Annotated in this window: 19 protein-coding genes; 6 read left to right on the plus strand and 13 right to left on the minus strand. The window is 56.2% G+C overall.

Annotated elements, in window-relative coordinates:
* The first annotated feature begins 83 nt into the window (after positions 1-83).
* Together ahpC and ahpF are read left to right on the plus strand one after the other, a co-directional pair.
* A complete protein-coding gene (ahpC, locus tag BMF08_RS11525) occupies positions 84-647 on the plus strand; it encodes an alkyl hydroperoxide reductase subunit C (RefSeq protein ID WP_072567721.1) in 564 nt (187 codons plus the stop codon).
* Positions 648-890: 243 nt separating this feature from the next.
* Complete coding sequence (ahpF, locus tag BMF08_RS11530) at positions 891-2,453, plus strand: alkyl hydroperoxide reductase subunit F (protein ID WP_072567722.1); 1,563 nt, start codon at positions 891-893, stop codon at positions 2,451-2,453.
* A gap of 74 nt (positions 2,454-2,527) precedes the next feature.
* Here ahpF and uspG read toward each other — a convergent pair whose 3' ends face one another.
* The gene (gene uspG, locus BMF08_RS11535) at positions 2,528-2,956 is read right to left on the minus strand and encodes a universal stress protein UspG (RefSeq protein WP_072567723.1); all 429 of its coding nucleotides are present in this window, start codon (positions 2,954-2,956) and stop codon (positions 2,528-2,530) included.
* A gap of 182 nt (positions 2,957-3,138) precedes the next feature.
* A complete protein-coding gene (gene rnk, locus BMF08_RS11540; protein WP_072567724.1) occupies positions 3,139-3,549 on the minus strand; it encodes a nucleoside diphosphate kinase regulator in 411 nt (136 codons plus the stop codon).
* Positions 3,550-3,776: 227 nt separating this feature from the next.
* On the opposite strand from rnk, the gene BMF08_RS11545 reads away from it, so the two are divergent.
* Entirely contained in the window at positions 3,777-4,586 is an 810-nt protein-coding gene (locus tag BMF08_RS11545; protein WP_072567725.1) for a helix-turn-helix transcriptional regulator, read from the plus strand.
* A gap of 2 nt (positions 4,587-4,588) precedes the next feature.
* Here BMF08_RS11545 and ptsP read toward each other — a convergent pair whose 3' ends face one another.
* The 6 genes from ptsP to dcuC form a co-directional block, all read right to left on the minus strand.
* Positions 4,589-7,084 (minus strand): phosphoenolpyruvate--protein phosphotransferase, encoded by a 2,496-nt coding sequence (gene ptsP / locus BMF08_RS11550; RefSeq protein WP_072567726.1) that lies wholly within the window; start codon positions 7,082-7,084, stop codon positions 4,589-4,591.
* The gene (ypdE, locus tag BMF08_RS11555) at positions 7,078-8,136 is read right to left on the minus strand and encodes an aminopeptidase (RefSeq protein ID WP_072569413.1); all 1,059 of its coding nucleotides are present in this window, start codon (positions 8,134-8,136) and stop codon (positions 7,078-7,080) included. Before ypdE ends, ptsP begins: the two co-directional genes overlap by 7 nt.
* Positions 8,136-9,221 carry an aminopeptidase gene (gene ypdF, locus BMF08_RS11560; protein ID WP_072567727.1) on the minus strand — a complete coding sequence of 362 codons (1,086 nt, stop codon included), beginning with the start codon at positions 9,219-9,221 and terminating at the stop codon, positions 8,136-8,138. The genes ypdE and ypdF overlap by 1 nt, the downstream gene beginning before the upstream one ends.
* Before the next feature lie 17 nt (positions 9,222-9,238).
* The gene (locus tag BMF08_RS11565) at positions 9,239-10,486 is read right to left on the minus strand and encodes a PTS fructose transporter subunit IIC (protein ID WP_072567728.1); all 1,248 of its coding nucleotides are present in this window, start codon (positions 10,484-10,486) and stop codon (positions 9,239-9,241) included.
* 22 nt (positions 10,487-10,508) lie between these two features.
* Positions 10,509-10,832, minus strand: a complete 324-nt coding sequence (locus BMF08_RS11570; RefSeq protein ID WP_072567729.1) for a PTS fructose transporter subunit IIB — start codon at positions 10,830-10,832, stop codon at positions 10,509-10,511.
* A gap of 201 nt (positions 10,833-11,033) precedes the next feature.
* Positions 11,034-12,404 carry an anaerobic C4-dicarboxylate transporter DcuC gene (gene dcuC, locus BMF08_RS11575; protein WP_072567730.1) on the minus strand — a complete coding sequence of 457 codons (1,371 nt, stop codon included), beginning with the start codon at positions 12,402-12,404 and terminating at the stop codon, positions 11,034-11,036.
* 417 nt (positions 12,405-12,821) lie between these two features.
* Between dcuC and cspE the strand changes: the two genes are divergently transcribed.
* Complete coding sequence (gene cspE, locus BMF08_RS11580; protein WP_004100146.1) at positions 12,822-13,031, plus strand: transcription antiterminator/RNA stability regulator CspE; 210 nt, start codon at positions 12,822-12,824, stop codon at positions 13,029-13,031.
* Between the two features lie 66 nt (positions 13,032-13,097).
* Here cspE and crcB read toward each other — a convergent pair whose 3' ends face one another.
* Positions 13,098-13,481: a fluoride efflux transporter CrcB gene (gene crcB, locus BMF08_RS11585; protein ID WP_072567731.1), complete on the minus strand. Its 384-nt coding sequence runs from the start codon at positions 13,479-13,481 to the stop codon at positions 13,098-13,100.
* A gap of 87 nt (positions 13,482-13,568) precedes the next feature.
* Here crcB and BMF08_RS11590 point away from each other — a divergent pair, with 87 nt between their 5' ends.
* Both BMF08_RS11590 and tatE read left to right on the plus strand, forming a co-directional pair.
* Entirely contained in the window at positions 13,569-14,357 is a 789-nt protein-coding gene (locus BMF08_RS11590) for a deaminated glutathione amidase (protein ID WP_072567732.1), read from the plus strand.
* A gap of 126 nt (positions 14,358-14,483) precedes the next feature.
* The gene (gene tatE, locus BMF08_RS11595) at positions 14,484-14,687 is read left to right on the plus strand and encodes a twin-arginine translocase subunit TatE (RefSeq protein WP_072567733.1); all 204 of its coding nucleotides are present in this window, start codon (positions 14,484-14,486) and stop codon (positions 14,685-14,687) included.
* An 80-nt stretch (positions 14,688-14,767) separates the two neighbouring features.
* Here the strand turns inward: tatE and lipA are convergent, their stop codons facing one another.
* The 4 genes from lipA to ybeD all read right to left on the minus strand — a co-directional run bounded on the left by lipA (position 14,768) and on the right by ybeD (position 18,043).
* Positions 14,768-15,733, minus strand: a complete 966-nt coding sequence (gene lipA, locus BMF08_RS11600) for a lipoyl synthase (protein WP_072567734.1) — start codon at positions 15,731-15,733, stop codon at positions 14,768-14,770.
* A 211-nt stretch (positions 15,734-15,944) separates the two neighbouring features.
* Positions 15,945-16,898: a YbeF family transcriptional regulator gene (locus BMF08_RS11605; protein ID WP_072567735.1), complete on the minus strand. Its 954-nt coding sequence runs from the start codon at positions 16,896-16,898 to the stop codon at positions 15,945-15,947.
* Between the two features lie 153 nt (positions 16,899-17,051).
* Positions 17,052-17,693: a lipoyl(octanoyl) transferase LipB gene (lipB, locus tag BMF08_RS11610; protein ID WP_072567736.1), complete on the minus strand. Its 642-nt coding sequence runs from the start codon at positions 17,691-17,693 to the stop codon at positions 17,052-17,054.
* A gap of 86 nt (positions 17,694-17,779) precedes the next feature.
* Positions 17,780-18,043, minus strand: coding sequence for a DUF493 family protein YbeD (gene ybeD / locus BMF08_RS11615; RefSeq protein WP_072567737.1), 264 nt, complete (start codon positions 18,041-18,043; stop codon positions 17,780-17,782).
* Positions 18,044-18,051: the final 8 nt, after the last annotated feature.

Raw genomic sequence — 18,051 nt, forward strand, 5'->3', positions numbered from 1 at the left:
TTGAGTTGATAACGTAAACGCATTAGCCGTGGCAGTAAAACTTGCGTAACTTAGCACTCAACGAAACCACGGAGGAAGTATAGATGTCCTTAATTAATACCAAAATCAAACCTTTCAAAAACCAGGCGTTCAAAAACGGCGAATTCATCGAAGTTACCGAGAAAGATACCGAAGGCCGCTGGAGCGTATTCTTCTTCTATCCGGCTGATTTCACCTTCGTTTGCCCGACCGAGCTGGGTGACGTTGCGGATCATTACGAAGAACTGCAGAAACTGGGCGTAGACGTGTACTCCGTTTCTACCGATACCCACTTCACCCACAAAGCATGGCACAGCAGCTCCGAAACCATCGCAAAAATCAAATATGCGATGATCGGCGACCCGACTGGCGCACTGACCCGTAACTTCGAAAACATGCGTGAAGACGAAGGCCTGGCTGACCGTGGCACCTTCATCGTTGACCCGCAGGGCATCATCCAGGCGATCGAAGTGACCGCTGAAGGCATCGGCCGTGACGCTTCTGACCTGCTGCGTAAAATCAAAGCCGCTCAGTACGTTGCTTCCCACCCAGGCGAAGTGTGCCCGGCTAAGTGGAAAGAAGGCGAAGCGACTCTGGCTCCGTCCCTGGACCTGGTTGGCAAAATCTAATTTTTCTTCGGCTTTTGCATCATAGCGGCGTTGGCTCACTCTCGCGCCCCGGTCACTTACCTGTGTAAGCTCCCGGGGACTTAAGTGTTCGCCGCCTTGCTCTGAAGCAAAATCCTTTGAAAAATACGCGTTATCCGGGTGCAGCTATGCACCCGTTTTCCCCCAACACCATGATTCAAGTTGCATTCAGGCAGCCCGGATAAGGCAGCTTGCATGATGATGTTTTTTAGCAGGAGATTAAAAATGCTCGACACAAATATGAAAACCCAGCTTAAGGCCTACCTTGAGCGTCTGACAAAGCCTGTTGAGTTGACTGCCACGCTGGATGACAGCGCCAAATCGGCGGAAATCAGGGAACTGCTGGTCGAAATCGCCGAACTGTCTGACAAAGTGACCTTTGTTGAAGACAACAGCCTGGCAGTGCGTAAGCCGTCGTTCCGTATTGCTAACCCAGGCTCCGATCAGGGCCCGCGTTTCGCCGGGTCGCCGCTGGGTCATGAATTTACCTCGCTGGTGCTGGCGTTGCTGTGGACGGGCGGTCATCCGTCAAAAGAAGCGCAGTCTCTGCTGGAGCAGATCCGCGACATCGACGGCGATTTCGAATTTGAAACCTACTACTCGCTGACCTGCCACAACTGCCCGGACGTGGTGCAGGCGCTGAACCTGATGGCGGTACTTAACCCGCGCATCAAACACACTGCGATTGACGGCGGCGCGTTCCAGAACGAAATCACCGATCGCAACGTGATGGGCGTTCCGGCAGTCTATATGAACGGGAAAGAGTTCGGCCAGGGTCGTATGACGCTGACGGAGATCGTCGCCAAAGTGGACACCGGCGCGGAAAAACGCGCAGCCGATGAGCTGAACCAGCGTGAGGCCTATGACGTGCTGATCGTCGGTTCCGGCCCGGCGGGCGCAGCAGCGGCCGTGTACTCTGCACGTAAAGGTATTCGTACCGGTCTGATGGGCGAGCGTTTCGGCGGCCAGGTGCTCGACACTGTAGATATTGAAAACTATATCTCCGTGCCGAAAACTGAAGGTCAGAAGCTGGCAGGCGCGCTGAAAGCGCACGTGGATGATTACGATGTTGATGTTATCGACACGCAAAGCGCCACCAAACTGACCCCGGCGGCAGAAGAAGGCGGCCTGCACCAGATTGAAACCGCCTCCGGCGCGGTGCTGAAAGCGCGCAGCGTGATCATTGCCACCGGCGCAAAATGGCGCAACATGAACGTGCCGGGCGAAGATCAATATCGCACCAAAGGCGTAACCTATTGTCCGCACTGCGACGGCCCGCTGTTTAAAGGCAAGCGCGTGGCGGTAATTGGCGGCGGTAACTCCGGTGTGGAAGCGGCCATTGACCTGGCGGGTATTGTTGAGCATGTAACCCTGCTGGAGTTTGCGCCAGAGATGAAGGCGGATCAGGTATTGCAGAATAAAGTTCGCAGCCTGCCAAACGTTGACATCATCCTGAATGCGCAGACCACGGAAGTGAAAGGCGACGGCACCCGCGTGACCGGCCTTGAGTATCGTGCCCGTGTAAGCGGCGATACGCACCAGTTGGAACTGTCAGGGATCTTCGTGCAGATTGGTCTGCTGCCGAATACGAACTGGCTGGAAGGCGCCATTGAGCGCAACCGCATGGGCGAAATCATCATCGACGCCAAATGCGAAACCAGCGTGAAAGGTGTGTTCGCGGCGGGTGACTGCACTACCGTGCCGTACAAACAGATTATTATTGCCACCGGTGAAGGGGCAAAAGCGTCACTGAGCGCCTTTGATCACCTGATCCGTACCAAAATCTGATAAGAAAGTAAGATACACCTGCATCAAAGGCCCGGCGGCATCAGCTTCCGGGCCTTTGTTTTTATCAGAACGGCTTAACGTATCACCAGCACAGGCACATGCGCATGGCTGACGATGCTTGAAGCGTTGGATCCGAGTAAGTGAGTGCTCATTGACGGATTACGCGAGCCGATCACCACTACGTCCGCATGCAGCTCTTCGGCCATTTCATTCACCACATCGCGTACGCTGCCAACCCGCACATGGGTTTTGAGCCGTTCAGGTGGCAGTGAAAAATGGCTGAGCATGGTTTGCAGACGCGCTTGTGCTTCATTCTGGATATGCTCTTCAAAGCGGCGAATATCTGCGGCGAAGCGGTATAAACTCAGATGCGCCGAGCCGGGAACCACGTGCAGCAGATGGATAATTCCATCGGACTGCGCAAGAAATTCGGCGTGACGGATCGCCTTTTCACTGAGTTCCATGTCAAAAACATCAACCGGCATAATGATGGACTTATACATAATTACGTCTCCCTGTTAGTTCCAGGGCTTATTCAACCATAACTAACCCGCAATTTTTGTAAGGTTTGTCATGCATCCTGTAAAAGTCAGGCGTAACGGAAAGGATTGTACAAAAGAGCGTGCCGGAAAGAGGATGCGCAGGCATCCTCTGCAAGACAAAGCGCAGGGCTTAATCAGAAGAGTTAGCGATTGAATTCACCGGCCGCTTCGGGCTGATAAAGGATTTCAATCACTTCAAGGTGGGTGGAGGCGCCGCCGGGTAATTCCCACTGGATGCTGTCACCCACGCGCAGGCCCAGCAGTGCCGCGCCAACCGGGGCCAGTACGGATAACTGTTTCGTGCTGTCGCTCATCTGCGCCGGATAAACCAGCGTACGCACGCGGATTTCGCCGCGGGTCAGATCGCGAAACTTCACTTCACTGTTCATGGTCACTACATCGGCTGGCATTTCTTCCGGCGCGCACATCTGCGCGCGATCCAGTTCCGCGGTCAGCGCGGCGGCAACGGGCAGCCCGGCGTAGGGCGCCTGCTCCAGCAGCCGATCAATGCGCCCGGCGTCTCGTTCATTAATGATAATGGCAGGTCTGGACATTTCTTACTCCATGTCGTTCCCGGTGACATTCACCGAATTAATCCAAAGAAAAACCCTCACCGTCAGACGGCGAGGGTTTAGCAGATCCGATGATACTCATTCTTGCCCGATCATTGAAGTGATATAGCTCACACCCACGTTTTTCCGCGCCGCTTTTTTTGAATGATTTCGCCTTTCCGCCGCACAGGATCCGCTAAGATAACAGGCTGATTTTTAGCGGAGCGCCCATGCCAGAGAATCCCTTACCCGCCGATCAGCAATTTTTCGCCGACCTCCTCAGTGGCCTGGTACTTAACCCACAGCGGCTGGGGCGCATCTGGTTTGCCGTACCCGCGGCTGGCGGCAGCCTGGCAGAATGGCCGCGGCTGGATATTGTGCTGCGCGGCGAATACGGTGCGCTGGGCGAAGGCGAAATGCTGTTTATCCCGGCGCGGACCGCGATCCGCCAGACGGGAGATAAACCGGCGATGGTGTTAAGTCTGGTGTTCGCCCCGGCGTGGCTGGGGCTGACCTTTCACGACAGCCGGGGACGGCAGCCGCTGCGCAACATTGAGCTGCCCCATCCGCAGCGCGGGGAAGGGGAGGCGATGCTGACGGCGCTCACGCACCTCGCCCGCACGCCGCAGGATCAGGACATTATTCAGCCGCTGGTGTTAAGCCTGCTGCATCTGTGCCGGAAGGTGGTCAACAGCCTGCCGGGTCGCTCCCTGCCGCGGGCGGATTTCCTTTATCAAAGCCTCTGTAACTGGATCGAGGATAACTATGCCTCGCCGCTGACCCGCGAGAGCGTCGCCGCGCTGTTTAACATCACCCCAAACCATTTATCGCGTCTGTTTTCCCGGCAGGGCACCATGAGTTTTGTGGACTATGTGCGCCAGGTGCGTATGGCAAAGGCGCGGATGATTTTGCAGAAATATCACCTGCCGATACATGAGGTGGCGCTGCGTTGTGGATTTCGCGACAGCGATTACTTCTGCCGCGTGTTCCGGCGTCAGTTCGGGCTGACGCCGGGGGAGTACCGGGCGCGTTTTCAGTAGGCTTACAGCTCCAGCTCTGCCTGCAACAGCGCCAGAATGGCCGGTGCGTCTCTGGCGGCAAAGAGCGCGTCGCGGAAGGCGGTATTCATCAGCTTACGCGCCAGCTGCGAAAATACCTTCACATGGCTGATGCCTTCGCTTTCGCCCAGCGTCAGCATAATCACCATCTCCACGTCGCCCCCGTCAGCGCCCCAGCTTATGGGATGCGGCAGACGGGCAATGCTGACGCTGGAGTGGCGCACCCACGGGGATTTGGTATGGGGGATCGCCACGCCAAAGCCGATGGCGGTCGAGACAATTTCCTCCCGTTGCCAGACATCTTCCTCCAGCGCCTGCGGCGCATCGGTACGGCCATGCAGCGCCAGATTGCCGCACAAATACTGGATCACCTGTTCACGTGAAGCGAGCGGCTCGCCAACGCAGATGGTTTCCAGCGCCAGCAGCGGGCGCGGCGCTTCATGCACCACGATATTATTTAACGCCAGCTCGATCTCCTCTGCGCTGCGGCACTCGCAGGCTTTCTCCGCCAGCTCACGGCAGGCCGCATAATCCAGCTGGCGCACCAGCGCTTTCACCGGCGCGATGCGTGGTCCGCTCATGCTGAGTTCATCCAGATCCAGCCCCAGCAGCAGCGGCAGATAACGGCTTTCGCCGCCCAGCTCACCGCAAATACCCACCCGCTTATGATGGCGGTGCGCGGTGCTGACAATCTGGCGCAGCATACGCAAGAACGACGGTGTGATGGGGTTATACAGCGGCGAAACGCGCGGATTATTGCGATCCACCGCATACAGGTATTGCGTCATGTCGTTCGAGCCGATGCTGAAGAAATCCACCTCCTCGCAGAAGTGATCGATGATAAAGCACACCGACGGGACTTCGACCATAATGCCCAGCGGCAGGGTGGGGGCGACGCGCAATCCCTCCGCTTTCAGTTCGGCACGCACCGACTTCAGCATATTTTTCACCCACAGGATCTGATCGAGGCTGTGCACCATCGGGATCATCAACTGGGCATTGCCGAACGCGCTGGCGCGCAGAATGGCGCGCAGCTGCGTGCGAAACAGATCGGCAAACTCCGGATAAATGCGCACCGCGCGATAACCCAGGAACGGGTTTTCCTCATGCGGGATCGGCAGATAGGGAATATGTTTGTCGCCGCCAATGTCCATGGTGCGGAAAATCACCGGCTGATCGCCGGCGCTGACCAGCACCTGCTGACAGGCTTCGAACTGCTCCTGCTCGTCCGGGGCGCTGTCGCGATCCATAAACAGCATTTCCGTTCTGAACAGGCCGACGCCCTGCGCGCCGCTGGCAAAGGCGGCGGGGGCCTCCAGCGCGCTGCCGATATTGGCGGCGATATCAACGCGGTGTCCGTCGAGGGTTATCGCCGGTAAACCGGCATCGTTGATTTGCTGCTGGTGACGTTTCATCGCCAGCTTTTGCGCCAGCGCATAATAGCCGCTCACCGCCTCGTCCGGCGTCATCACCAGCACGCCGCATTCGCCGTCGAGTATGCACTCAGCGCCATCATGCAGGCCGAGTGAGGCGGGCGGCAGGCCGCTTAATACCGGAATAGCGTGGGCGCGGGCGAGGATCAGCGTGTGCGAGGTGCGCCCGGTTTTTTCCAGCACCATGCCTTTTAAATAACCTAAATCGAGGCCGAGAAACTGGCTCGGCGTGACGTCTTCCGCCACCAGAATCGTCGGCTGATTCAGCGTCAGGCTGTTGCCCTGCCGCACCTCAGGCCAGGTGATGTGCAGCAGTTGCTCGCTGATGTCGCGGATATCGCTGACCCGCTCACGCAGATAGTCGCTGGCGGAGGCCGCCAGTTTCGCGCATACCTGCTCCATATTCGTGATGATCGCCTGCGCCAGCCCCTGGCGCTGCTCGCTCATCAGCCGACGGATATTACCGCTGAATTCGGCATCCTGGATCAGCGACAGATGGGCGCTGATAATGGTTTTGCTTTCGCCATCCAGCGCCTGCAACTGCCCGTTCAGCTGTTCGGCCAGCGCCGCCAGACTGTGCTCCAGCCGCGCGTTATCTTCCGCGCGGGCGGGCAGTTGCCGGTAACGATCAAGATTATCGTGTTGCCAGACGGTAAGACGGCCTGCGCCTATGCCGCCTGCCAGTACGCTGGCATGAATAAGCGTGGGATTAAGCCGGGCCAGCGAGCGCGGCAACGGCGTGGCAGACGGAGCTGCCTGCGGGGGCGGCAGGCTATCGCTGTCAATAAACTGGTGTTCGAGATAGTGCTCCAGCGCCCGGCGGGCGGCCTCTTCATCGCTGCCGTTGATTTCCAGACGGCAGCTGTCGTTAAACAGTGTGCCGGTACTCACCAGCGCCAGCGAGCTTTTGGCGTCGGCCTGGGTGTTGAGGCGCAGGTTAATAAAGCGAATATCGCTGTGCCAGGCGGCGCACTGCTCTTTCAGCGCCCAGGCGGGACGCGCATGCAGGCCGTTTGGCAGCGGGCAGTAAAAGGGGATGGTTAACATAAATGACTCCCTGAAAGAGAACCTGACCTGAAATCCGTCAGATCGTTGACCGTTGCGGCAGTAAACGCGTTGATCAGCGCCACCAGCAGGCGGTGCGTGTCCGCCAGATCCGTCAGATCGGCAATGGAGGCCGCGCAGTGACCGTGACGCGTGGGCGGCCCGAGCACAATAGTCGGCACGCCGGTACCGGACAGGTGAACCGCGCCGCCATCCGTGCCGCCGTTACTGAACATATCGTTTTGCAGCGTAATGCCACAGTCATGCGCTACCTTCTGCACAGCCGCGGCGAGCTTCGGCGGCGCAACCATCGATTTATCGTACAGCACCAGCATCGGCCCTTTGCCGATCTGCCGGTTATTGGCCGGGTCGTAATCAAAATTATTGCCCCAGCAGGCGGTGTCGAGCACCAGCGCCACATCAGGCTGCACCGCCCGGGAGGCAGTCTGCCCGCCGCGCAAACCCACTTCTTCGCTGGAGCTGGCGACCAGCCAGACCTCGCAGGGCAGCGGCGTGGCGTGCAGTTCACGCAGCAGCGACAGCAGCAGCCAGCAGCCGAGGCGATCGTCAAAAGCTTTGCCCATCACCCGCTGGCGGGGCAGCGTCTGAAACGGACTGGCAAAGGTAACGCGATCGCCGGGGGCAATGCCTGCGGCGCTGACCTCCTGCTGGCTTGCGGCGCCGATATCGACGCGCAGATTTCCGCCCTGGGCGTCGCCGTCCAGCAGGCCGTGAATTTTCTGTCCGTCGCGGGTGGTGATGCGCACCGGCTGAAGGGTGCGCGCGCTCAGGCGCACATTGCCGACGGGCAATACCTCAATCGCCCCGTCGCGGCTGATGCTGCGTACGATAAAGCCAACTTCATCCATATGAGCGCATATCATTACTTTTGGTCCGGCGCTGCCGTTAAGCCGGATCAGCACCGACCCCAGACCGTCAAACTGCACCGCTTTACCGTACTTCTGCGCTTCGTGAAGGAAAATATCCCGCACTTCCTGCTCGGCGGCGGCAATGGCATCCGCCTCACTGAGCGCTTTCAGTAATGCGACATCCATCAGCATTCTCCCGTCAGTTGCAGTTCCGTCGGCTGGCGATACAGCACCTCGTGACCGCTGTCGGTGACCAGCACCATATCTTCGATGCGCACGCCGCCTTCGCCGGGCAGGTAAATCCCCGGCTCGACGGTCAGCACCATGCCCGGCTGTAAAGGCGTGGCGTCAGAAGGCGCGAAACGCGGATTTTCATGCACATCTATTCCGACCGCATGGCCGGTGTTATGGCCGAAGCGATCGCCATAGCCTGCGTCAGCGATGAGCCGGCGTGCGGCGGCATCCACCTCCCGGCACAGCACGCCGGGGCGGATGGCGTTAATCGCCGCCCGCTGTGCGCGTAAGACGATCTGATAAATATCGTAAAGCGACGTCTCTTCGGGCGGCGTGTCGCGTCCGGCGACAAGGAAAGTTCTCGTCATATCCGAACAGTATCCCTGGTACTGGCAGCCGAAATCGAGGGTGACGAACTCACCCGCGACTATAACTTTTTCTGAGGCTTTGCCATGCGGCAGCGCGCCGCGCGCGCCGCTGGCCACAATGGTGTCGAACGAGGGCTTTTCCGCCCCCTGTTGTTTCATATACCACTCCAGTTCGGCGGCCACTTCACGTTCACGCATCCCGGGGGCGATAAAGCGGCGAATGTGGTCGGCGCTGACATCGGCAATGCGGCAGGCTTCACGGATCAGCGCGATTTCCGCCGTGGTTTTTATCTGCCGTAACGGATCGAGCGACACGCTGACCAGGCTGGCGTTCAGCGCCTCGCGCCACTGATTACCGGTCTGCCAGCTGACGTGCTCGCCTTCAAAGCCGAGGGTGGCGATGTTTTCAGCGGCCAGCAGGCAATTGACCACTACCGGCATGGTATGCGCGGCATCCAGCAGATGCAGCTGGTAGCCCTTAACCCGGTCGGCGATGTCGGCAAAATATCGAAAATCCACCAGAATATGCGCCTGTTCACGGGTAATCAGCACATAACCTGAACTGGTGGCGATGCCCAGATGCGGCAGCTTATTTTGCCGGGAGGCGATCAGCACCGCATCCAGCGCATTGTCCGACAGCCAGTCACGCAGGCGGCTAAGCAGTGTCATGGTATTTATCCTTGTCATTACAGGCTGTCGATTATCAGTTTGCCCCGGCGATAGAGCATATTGCGCGAGACAATCACCAGCAGGGCGGTGATCACCGCGCCAAGCAGGATGCCGAACATATAGACGCCAAGATTAGTCACCAGCGGCCACGCCCAGATCGCCGATTCCGGGAACCACTGCACTGCGCCAAGCCACACGGCGGTGGTGGAGCCGACGATGGTGCCAATCATATAGGACGGGATAGCGGTGAGCGGGCTTTCAAGCGCAAAGGGGATCGCCCCTTCGCTGATGCCCATAAATGCCAGGAACATCGCGGTTTTGCCCTGCGGGTACAGCTGGGCGCTGAACAGGCGTTTGCCGGTCAGACGGCGATCAAGCAGGGTGGCAAGGCCAAGGCCAATCGACGGAATGACAATGGCGATAGATCGGGCGGTGACCGGCAGGACGTGATCCGTGGTAAAGCTGAAGGCAACAAAACCGGCGGCTTTATTGATCGGCCCGCCCAGGTCGATGGCCGTCGTGGCGGAGATGCCGACGGCATACATCAGCGCGCCTTTTTCTCCGGCGGCGGTCAGCAGGGTGCGGATGCCGCCGTTGATCCAGCCGCCAAAGGGCGTGATCACGTAGTACATCGCCAGCATGACAAAAATCGCCGACAGGATCGGTATCAGGAAAGTGGTTTTAAACGCCAGCAGGTAATCGGGCATGCGGAACGTCTGATTCATCCACTTCACCAGATAACCGGCGGCAACAGAGATGATCAGCGCGCCGATAAAGGTCGACGGCACCGGCGCGGTGGTAACCCATTGCAGCGCGGTCGGGTCAAAGTTCAGCAACTGCGTGGGCTGGGTGGACATCAGCCCGCCAATAAATCCCGCCGGAAACGCCAGTTTGCCGCCGATGGAGTTGGCGACAAAGGCGGCGAACATCGGAATGGCAAAGCCAAACAGCACGCCGCCGAACGACTGCGACAGCCAGGCGAACTTCAGCAGCGATAAATTAAAGCCGGTGAATTGCCCGGAATTCAGGGCGTCCATGATGCCGGTATCGGCGGGAATATCCAGCCAGCTGTAAGCGATAAGCTGTGAAAACGCGAGGATAACGCCTCCCATGATGAGCGTCGGCACCATGCGTGAAATGCCGGACATAATATGTTGCGGTAACTCACCCCAAAAGCGACGACGGGTGGCCACAGTGTTGTTGACCGTCGCCGCTGCCCCTGAAGGACTGGCGACCACGGTTGCGCTGCGTTTTTTAATGGCCATGTGCTGATCCTCTTACCAGGGATTAGTGTTCTGCGGCGATCATGTCTTCAATTTCTTTCAGCGTTCCGGCGGCATTTTTGATGGCGTCCTGAAGCGTAATTTCGTACACGTCGCGGGATTCAAAGCGCTCGTTATCTTCCGGCGTAATGGCGATGGCGTGAATGATGATCGTCGCCTCGGCGATGTCCTGCGCGGTCAGGCGGTTCTGGATCCCGTCCGCGCCCTGAGTTTCGATTTTTACCTCGTAGCCTGCGGCTTTTGCGGCGTCTTCCAGCGCCTGGGCGGCCATAAAAGTGTGGGCAAGGCCCATCGGGCAGGCGCAGAGCGCGATAAGTTTTTTGGTCATGATGAACTCCTGATATGAGTGGGACTGAGGGGATTATGGTGAGGGTTTAGCGGACGGGTTACCGGATAAATAATGCATTGACTGGATTTTTAATGCGGTGAAGGGGAAATGTGACGCAGGTCGCGAAGGGGGCTAAAGGAGAAAACACGAACAAAAAAGCGCAGCGTCTTTGTGACACTGCGCCCCTGGCTGATGCGAGGCTTAACCAGCGATGCCAGGCACCAGAATTTCCGTGGCGACGATCACTACAATCAGACCGACTACAACGGGAACAGAGGTGCGTTTTACCACTTCGAACGGCGAGATTTTTGCCATCCCGGCCACTGCTACCACCACGCCGGAAACCGGTGAAATGGTGCGGCCAAGGTTAGACGCCTGTAGCATCGGGATCGACAGATAGGCCGGGTTAATGCCCGCTTCGTGGGCCAGTTTGGGGATCATCTCCACAAAGGCATAAAAAGGCGCGTTACCGGAACCGGTGGTCATGGCGGCCAGCATGGTGAGGATCACCAGCACCAGCATCAGAATAATGCTCGCGGAACCGAAAGAGGTGGCGATGGAAATCAGGCTCTGGATGAAACCAATGGTGCTCAGGCCCTGGGCGAAGACGCCGGCCGCCACCAGCAGGATCACTACGCCCGCAAAGGCGTCGGCCATACCGCGGTACGCCACTTCGAGGCCAGAGAACACTTTTTGCGTGTTAAAGCCGCGCAGGAACTCCAGGATGGCGGCCAGCAGCATACAGATCACCAGAATGGTGATGATGTGCAGTTCCGGGCCCCACTTACCGTCAAAAATCAGTACGCCGACAATGGGCGTGAACGGCAGAATGGCATAGAACGACGGCGCTGAGGTGACGATGTCGTTCACATCCAGCATTTCCGGGGTGATGTTCTCTTTTTTATCCAGATAGCGCTGCCAGAAAAAGTGCGCGATCGCCATGCAGATAATGGCCGCAATGGAGATGGGCAGCGTGGTTTTAAAGGCGAAATCAATCAGCGGCATCTCTGCGGCTTTCGCGGCCAGCACCACATCGCCGGAGGTCGGCGACAGAATGATGGCAGCCGGCGAGGCGCAGATTGCCGCCGCTGCGCCGCGGCTGATGCCTACGTTAACCATGACCGGGAACAGGGTGGCCATCAGCAATACGCCAAGGCCGGTCGCGGAGGAAACCGCCAGTGACATCAGACAGGCCACGAAATAAGCGGCAATCATCAGCACATAGGGAGAGTTAATATAACGCAGCGGTTTGGACGCCAGCTTGACCACCATGTCGTTGGCGCCGATATGCGTCATGTAAGCCGCGAAGCCGCACAGCATCATGATCATCATACCGAGGTCGCCGCCACGGCTCATCAGCAGAATTTTTATGTATTCGACGATGTCGGTGACATTATAGCCGGTGCTGGTGGCGCTGGCGGGCAGTACCTTATGACCCATCAGGGCGCTGATGATTAACAGCGTCAGACCGCCCACAAAGAGCACGCCCGTCGCGGAATAGCCTTTGATGATGTAGCGCGCGACGCCCACGATCACCACGACCCCGATAAGCAGTTCAATAAACGTTAACATGGTTTCCCCGGAGAGACAGAACACGGCAAAGCATTCTGTGAAAAAATAAGTAAATGAAAAAACAAAGACGCAATGTGCCGAATTAATGGGCAAAAATAGCTGATTGAAATCAATAAACAGACGAGTAAAGCAGCTTCTCACGCTGTACGTCTATACACATGCTAAATATGCTGGCGCGTTGTAACCACGATTTTGCGCACCCCAACCCTGCGCTGCTGCGCTTTGCCGGCGCTTTTTTCCAGTAAAAAGAAACACTTTCATTGTCGAAAACGCCAAAGGCGTTGCCCCCATGCAGGCAAAAAAGTTCGCGACATTAATCACTTTTTCGTAAATATCGACTGGACAAAACCCATAACAATTGTTGTACTGATACCCGACACAGCATTTGTGTCGTATTTTCATGTAAAGGTAATTTAGATGTCTAAGATTAAAGGTAACGTTAAGTGGTTTAATGAGTCCAAAGGATTCGGTTTCATTACTCCGGAAGATGGCAGCAAAGATGTGTTCGTACACTTCTCTGCAATCCAGAGCAATGGTTTCAAAACCCTCGCTGAAGGTCAGCGCGTAGAGTTTGAAATCACTAACGGTGCCAAAGGCCCTTCTGCTGCTAACGTAATGCCTATCTAAGTTAGCGATAAGACAGAATTCAAAAACCCGCTGAGAAGCGGGTTTTTTTTGCGCTGAGCGCAGCGGTTACTGCGCATTGACGGTGGAAAAAATCCAGAACGCCAGCGCGGTCATGGCAAAAGAGCCGAAAAGATTCAGCGCCACGTTCAGCATCGCCCAGCCAAAACGCCCGTCCTGTAATAAAAAGACGACCTCCGCTGAGAAGGTGGAAAAGGTGGTCAGTCCGCCGCAAAAGCCGGTAGTGATAAGTAGCTTCCATAGCGGATCGATATGCGTCATCCGGTTAAACCAGGCCAGCCCCATACCGATAATAAATGCGCCAATAAGGTTCGCCGTCAGCGTCCCCACAGGGATAGCGTGATGAGCAGGATTTAAGCGCAGACTCAAAAACCAGCGCAGTACACTTCCGGTTCCGCCGCCAATAAATACCGCCAAAAGAAGTTGTCCCACCGCTATGTCCTGCTATTTGATTTGTCAGAGGAATGAGTGTAATGCTGTCAGAATAATATGACTATCGCAAAAAGCTGAGGAGTGACGATGCGGGTGGCAGCGGGACAATTTGCGGTGACGCCGTACTGGGAAACCAATGCGCAGATCTGTGCCGACCTCATGGCACAGGCGGTCGCGCAGCAGGCCGCTTTACTGGTGCTGCCGGAAGCCTTACTGGCGCGCCGGGATGACGACCCGACGCTGTCGGTGAAATCGGCGCAGCCGCTGGATGGCGGCTTTATCACGCGCCTGTTGCAGGCAAGCCACGGCAATACTATGACCACGGTGCTGACCCTGCATGTGCCTTCCACGGCGGGCAGGGCGGTCAATACGCTGGTGGCGATCCGCGGCGGCGAGATTATCGCCCATTACGCCAAGCTGCATCTCTACGACGCCTTCAGTATGCTGGAATCCGCACAGGTGGACGCGGGAGATAATATTGCCCCGCTGATTGAGATTGATGGCATGAATGTCGGGCTGATGACCTGTTACGATCTGCGTTTTCCGGAGCTGGCGCTGTCGCTGGCATTAGGGGGCGCGGATCTGCTGGTGTTACCCGCCGCCTGGGTGCGCGGCCCGCTGAAAGAGCAGCACTGGGCTACGCTGCTGGCGGCCCGTGCGCTCGACACCACCTGTTATCTGATCGCCGCCGGGGAGTGCGGTAATCGCAACATCGGACAGAGCCGGATTATCGATCCACAGGGTGTGACGCTGGCGGCCGCCGCTGAAGATCCGCAGCTGATTTTTGCAGAGCTAACGCGAGAGCGTATAATGCAGACGCGCGAAAAGCTGCCGGTGCTTAAAAACCGTCGCTTTGCGCCACCGCAATTATTGTGATGTTTTTTTAAACAACACTTGATTCACCTTGTTACAGATTGCTATTGTGTGCGCGCGTCATATGACCGTTAATAACGTCAGGTTTTAGGGCGCATTTCGCAGCCTGTTTTATGAAAGAAGGTATTTATGGGTGAGATTAGTATTACCAAACTGCTGGTGGTAGCCGCTCTGGTTGTGCTGCTGTTTGGTACCAAAAAGTTACGTACGCTCGGCGGTGACCTTGGCGCAGCCATCAAAGGCTTTAAGAAAGCCATGAACGACGATGACAGCAGCGCGAAGAAAACCGTAGACGGTGACATCGCCGCAGAGAAACTCACTCACAAAGAGTGATAGCAATGCCCCAGGCTTGCAAAAAAACCGGCTTATCAGGCCGGTTTTTTTATGCGCATCTGTAAGTAAATATGTCGTGCTTATTTTACTTCCAGACCTTTCGCCTGCATGTCGGCGTGATAGGACGAACGCACAAACGGGCCGCAGGCGGCATGGGTAAAGCCCATCGCCAGCGCTTCGGCTTTCATCTCATCAAATTCGTCCGGGCTGACGTAACGCTGTACCGGCAGGTGATGGCGGCTTGGCTGCAAGTACTGACCCAGCGTCAACATGGTGACACCGTGGCGACGCAGATCGCGCATCACTTCGATGATTTCGGCGTTGGTTTCACCCAGGCCGACCATCAGACCGGATTTGGTCGGGATCTCCGGGTGCGCTTCTTTAAAACGCTCCAGCAGCTTCAGCGACCAGTTATAGTCCGCGCCAGGGCGTACCTGACGGTAGACGCGCGGCACGTTTTCCAGGTTGTGGTTAAACACATCCGGCGGCGTGGCGTTCAGGATGTCCAGCGCGCGATCCATACGACCACGGAAATCGGGAACCAGCGTCTCGATTTTGATGGTCGGGCTTTTCTCGCGGATGGCGGTGATACAATCAGCAAAGTGCTGAGCGCCGCCGTCACGCAGATCGTCGCGATCCACGGAGGTGATCACCACATAGCGCAGCGCCATGTCAGCGATGGTTTGCGCCAGTTTATTTGGTTCATTCGCATCAGGCGCGACCGGACGACCATGAGCAACGTCACAGAACGGGCAACGGCGGGTACAAATCGCGCCGAGGATCATAAAGGTGGCGGTGCCGTGGTTGAAACACTCCGCAAGGTTCGGGCATGACGCCTCTTCGCAAACAGAGTGCAGGCCGTTTTTGCGCATAGCCGCTTTGATACCCTGGATACGGGTGGAGTCTGCCGGGAGTTTGATTTTCATCCACTCCGGTTTTCTTAACAGGGCTTCACGCTCTGTTACCACGTTTTTGACCGGGATAAGAGCCATCTTATCGGCGTCGCGGTATTTAACACCGCGTTCCATCACAATGGGTTTACTCATAGCGTGCGTGTTCCAGTTGCGAATAACGAAGGAAAGCTTTTCAATTCAAGGGAATGTTGTATTTATCAACTATTTTTGAATTAGCTGCGCCGCAGTATACCATTGAAAAGGGTGATAAAGCAGCCTGACGGCCCGGCAAATTGTAAAATAGTTGTTGATTTGTGCCTTTACTGCCAGGGCACGCCGCCGTTATGTCAGGCAAACTCTCCCGTCAGAATGCACGGGATATTACATTGATGACGTTTTCCAGTACCGGATCGCGCATACTCAACTTGTTGTAATACAAAGAAATTTCAATCTGCTCATTGCTGACTGCCGGGAATTCAATCTCCTGTAACGGCCAGCAGGCGCTAAACAGGGTAAATAAACGGAAGGGCATCAGCCCCAACAGGTCACTGTTGCCGATCAGTGCTGCAATGGTGAACATATTGTAACTGCTAAAGCTCACCTGACGCTCAGGGAAGAGTTCCTGTATGCGCTGACGTAATACGCTCAGGTGCTGTCCTTCCAGCATCAACATCGTGTGCTCATACTGGCGCAGCGCCTCTTCAGTAATGGGCTGTTGCAGGCAAGGATGATCTTTTCGGCACATTAGCACCAGACGGTCAGAATAGAGCACATGCTGATTAAGCGCGCGGGTGCTCGGCAGATGCGTATCGATAATTAAATCAGTCTGAAACTGACTGAGCTGGCTTTCCCCGTCGTTAATGGGAATATTGCGCAGCAGCAAATGCGGCGACTGTGCTTTGATAGCCTGATAAATGGTCGGAATAACCAGCGCGCCAAGCGAGGGCGGCGTGCCCAGCGTAATGGTGCGCTGTTTATCATAGCTACCGGTGAGATCCAGCGCCCCCAGAATAGACTCCAGTCCCAGGCTGATATATTCGTGCAAATGCGTCGCATAGGCCGTTGGCGTCACGCCCTGGCCCTTACGGATAAACAGCGGATCGGGAAAGATAGTACGGAGTTTCTGAATGGACTGGCTGATGGCTGACGGAGTGAGATTAAGCACTTTTGCCGCATTCACAATGCCTTTATGCACGTAAACGGCTTCGAAAATCGTCAATAAATTAAGATCGATATTGCGCAATGTACGGAAGATCTGCGGTTTTGCGTCCTCGGGACGTTCTGTTATTCGATTTTCCGACGGGTCATTATAATCCACGCGTAAACTCCGAATTTATTCATGCGATGAATAATGCATAACAAATAAGTGTGATGATTATTAGCGCGCAGGACAGGCAATCACCAGCAGTGATTGCCCTGCGCTTTGATTTTCCTGCTGACCCCAGATGAAATCGTCAGCATGAATAATATATTAGACGCTAATATGTTGATGCGGGGGATTATTAAGTAAATTTAGGAAATTAGCGACTAATCGCGGGCCGGTTTTATCGGTGCTGGCGTCAGCAACCCACTGGCTCATTTGCGCCATTTCCATTCCTGCATAACCGCAGGGATTAATGCGCTGGAAAGGAGCAAGATCCATGGCGATATTTAACGCCAGGCCGTGAAAAGAACAGCCTTTGCGAATGCGCAGTCCCAGCGAACAGATTTTCTTGCCGCTCACATAGACGCCAGGCGCATCCGCGCGGGGATAAGCTTCAATATCTGACTCCGCCAGCGTGTTCACCACGGTTTGTTCCAGCAGGGTGACCAGTTCGCGTACGCCCAGCTTACGGCGTTTCAGGTTTAACAGCACGTACATCACCTGCTGACCCGGTCCGTGATAGGTTACCTGGCCGCCACGGTCGCTCTGGATCACGGGAATATCCCCTGGCATCAGCACATGTTCGGCTTTTCCGGCCTGGCCCTGGGTAAACACAGGATGATGTTCCACCAGCCAGATTTCATCAGGCGTGGCGTCGTCGCGGGTATCGGTGAATTCATGCATTGCCAGGGAGACGGGCTCGTAAGGCTGTAAACCAAGGTGACGGATAAGAATCGTATCCTGAAGCAAAACAGCATCTCCGGAGAGAGGGAAGGGTGGCAGGAGTATATCATAATGACGTGTTACCTGAGATGCCCAGGTAACACGCCTGTTAATTACAGTACCATACGCACGATGTCGATATTGCCGAGCTCTTCGTACAGGGTTTCAACCTGCTCAATATGCGTCGCGGTGATAGTGATAGAGACCGAGTGGTAATTGCCTTTGCTGCTCGGTTTTACCTGCGGAGAGTAGTCACCAGGCGCATGGCGCTGTACCACTTCCACCACCTGATCAACCAGCTCCGGTTTCGCCTGACCCATTACTTTGTAAGTAAAGGGAGTCGGGAATTCAAGCAGTTCGTTAAGTTTGGTTTTCATGTCAGCTC

Origin of the sequence: Enterobacter sp. SA187, from assembly GCF_001888805.2 — a bacterium.
In the GTDB taxonomy this organism is placed as follows: domain Bacteria; phylum Pseudomonadota; class Gammaproteobacteria; order Enterobacterales; family Enterobacteriaceae; genus Enterobacter_D.

What these genes read in the sequence shown, in the direction of transcription:
- ahpC (WP_072567721.1), top strand. Translation starts at nt 84, where the DNA reads ATGTCCTTAATTAATACCAAAATCAAACCTTTCAAAAACCAGGCGTTC.
- ahpF (WP_072567722.1), top strand. Translation starts at nt 891, where the DNA reads ATGCTCGACACAAATATGAAAACCCAGCTTAAGGCCTACCTTGAGCGT.
- uspG (WP_072567723.1), bottom strand. Translation starts at nt 2,956, where the DNA reads ATGTATAAGTCCATCATTATGCCGGTTGATGTTTTTGACATGGAACTC.
- rnk (WP_072567724.1), bottom strand. Translation starts at nt 3,549, where the DNA reads ATGTCCAGACCTGCCATTATCATTAATGAACGAGACGCCGGGCGCATT.
- BMF08_RS11545 (WP_072567725.1), top strand. Translation starts at nt 3,777, where the DNA reads ATGCCAGAGAATCCCTTACCCGCCGATCAGCAATTTTTCGCCGACCTC.
- ptsP (WP_072567726.1), bottom strand. Translation starts at nt 7,084, where the DNA reads ATGTTAACCATCCCCTTTTACTGCCCGCTGCCAAACGGCCTGCATGCG.
- ypdE (WP_072569413.1), bottom strand. Translation starts at nt 8,136, where the DNA reads ATGGATGTCGCATTACTGAAAGCGCTCAGTGAGGCGGATGCCATTGCC.
- ypdF (WP_072567727.1), bottom strand. Translation starts at nt 9,221, where the DNA reads ATGACACTGCTTAGCCGCCTGCGTGACTGGCTGTCGGACAATGCGCTG.
- BMF08_RS11565 (WP_072567728.1), bottom strand. Translation starts at nt 10,486, where the DNA reads ATGGCCATTAAAAAACGCAGCGCAACCGTGGTCGCCAGTCCTTCAGGG.
- BMF08_RS11570 (WP_072567729.1), bottom strand. Translation starts at nt 10,832, where the DNA reads ATGACCAAAAAACTTATCGCGCTCTGCGCCTGCCCGATGGGCCTTGCC.
- dcuC (WP_072567730.1), bottom strand. Translation starts at nt 12,404, where the DNA reads ATGTTAACGTTTATTGAACTGCTTATCGGGGTCGTGGTGATCGTGGGC.
- cspE (WP_004100146.1), top strand. Translation starts at nt 12,822, where the DNA reads ATGTCTAAGATTAAAGGTAACGTTAAGTGGTTTAATGAGTCCAAAGGA.
- BMF08_RS11590 (WP_072567732.1), top strand. Translation starts at nt 13,569, where the DNA reads ATGCGGGTGGCAGCGGGACAATTTGCGGTGACGCCGTACTGGGAAACC.
- tatE (WP_072567733.1), top strand. Translation starts at nt 14,484, where the DNA reads ATGGGTGAGATTAGTATTACCAAACTGCTGGTGGTAGCCGCTCTGGTT.
- lipA (WP_072567734.1), bottom strand. Translation starts at nt 15,733, where the DNA reads ATGAGTAAACCCATTGTGATGGAACGCGGTGTTAAATACCGCGACGCC.
- ybeD (WP_072567737.1), bottom strand. Translation starts at nt 18,043, where the DNA reads ATGAAAACCAAACTTAACGAACTGCTTGAATTCCCGACTCCCTTTACT.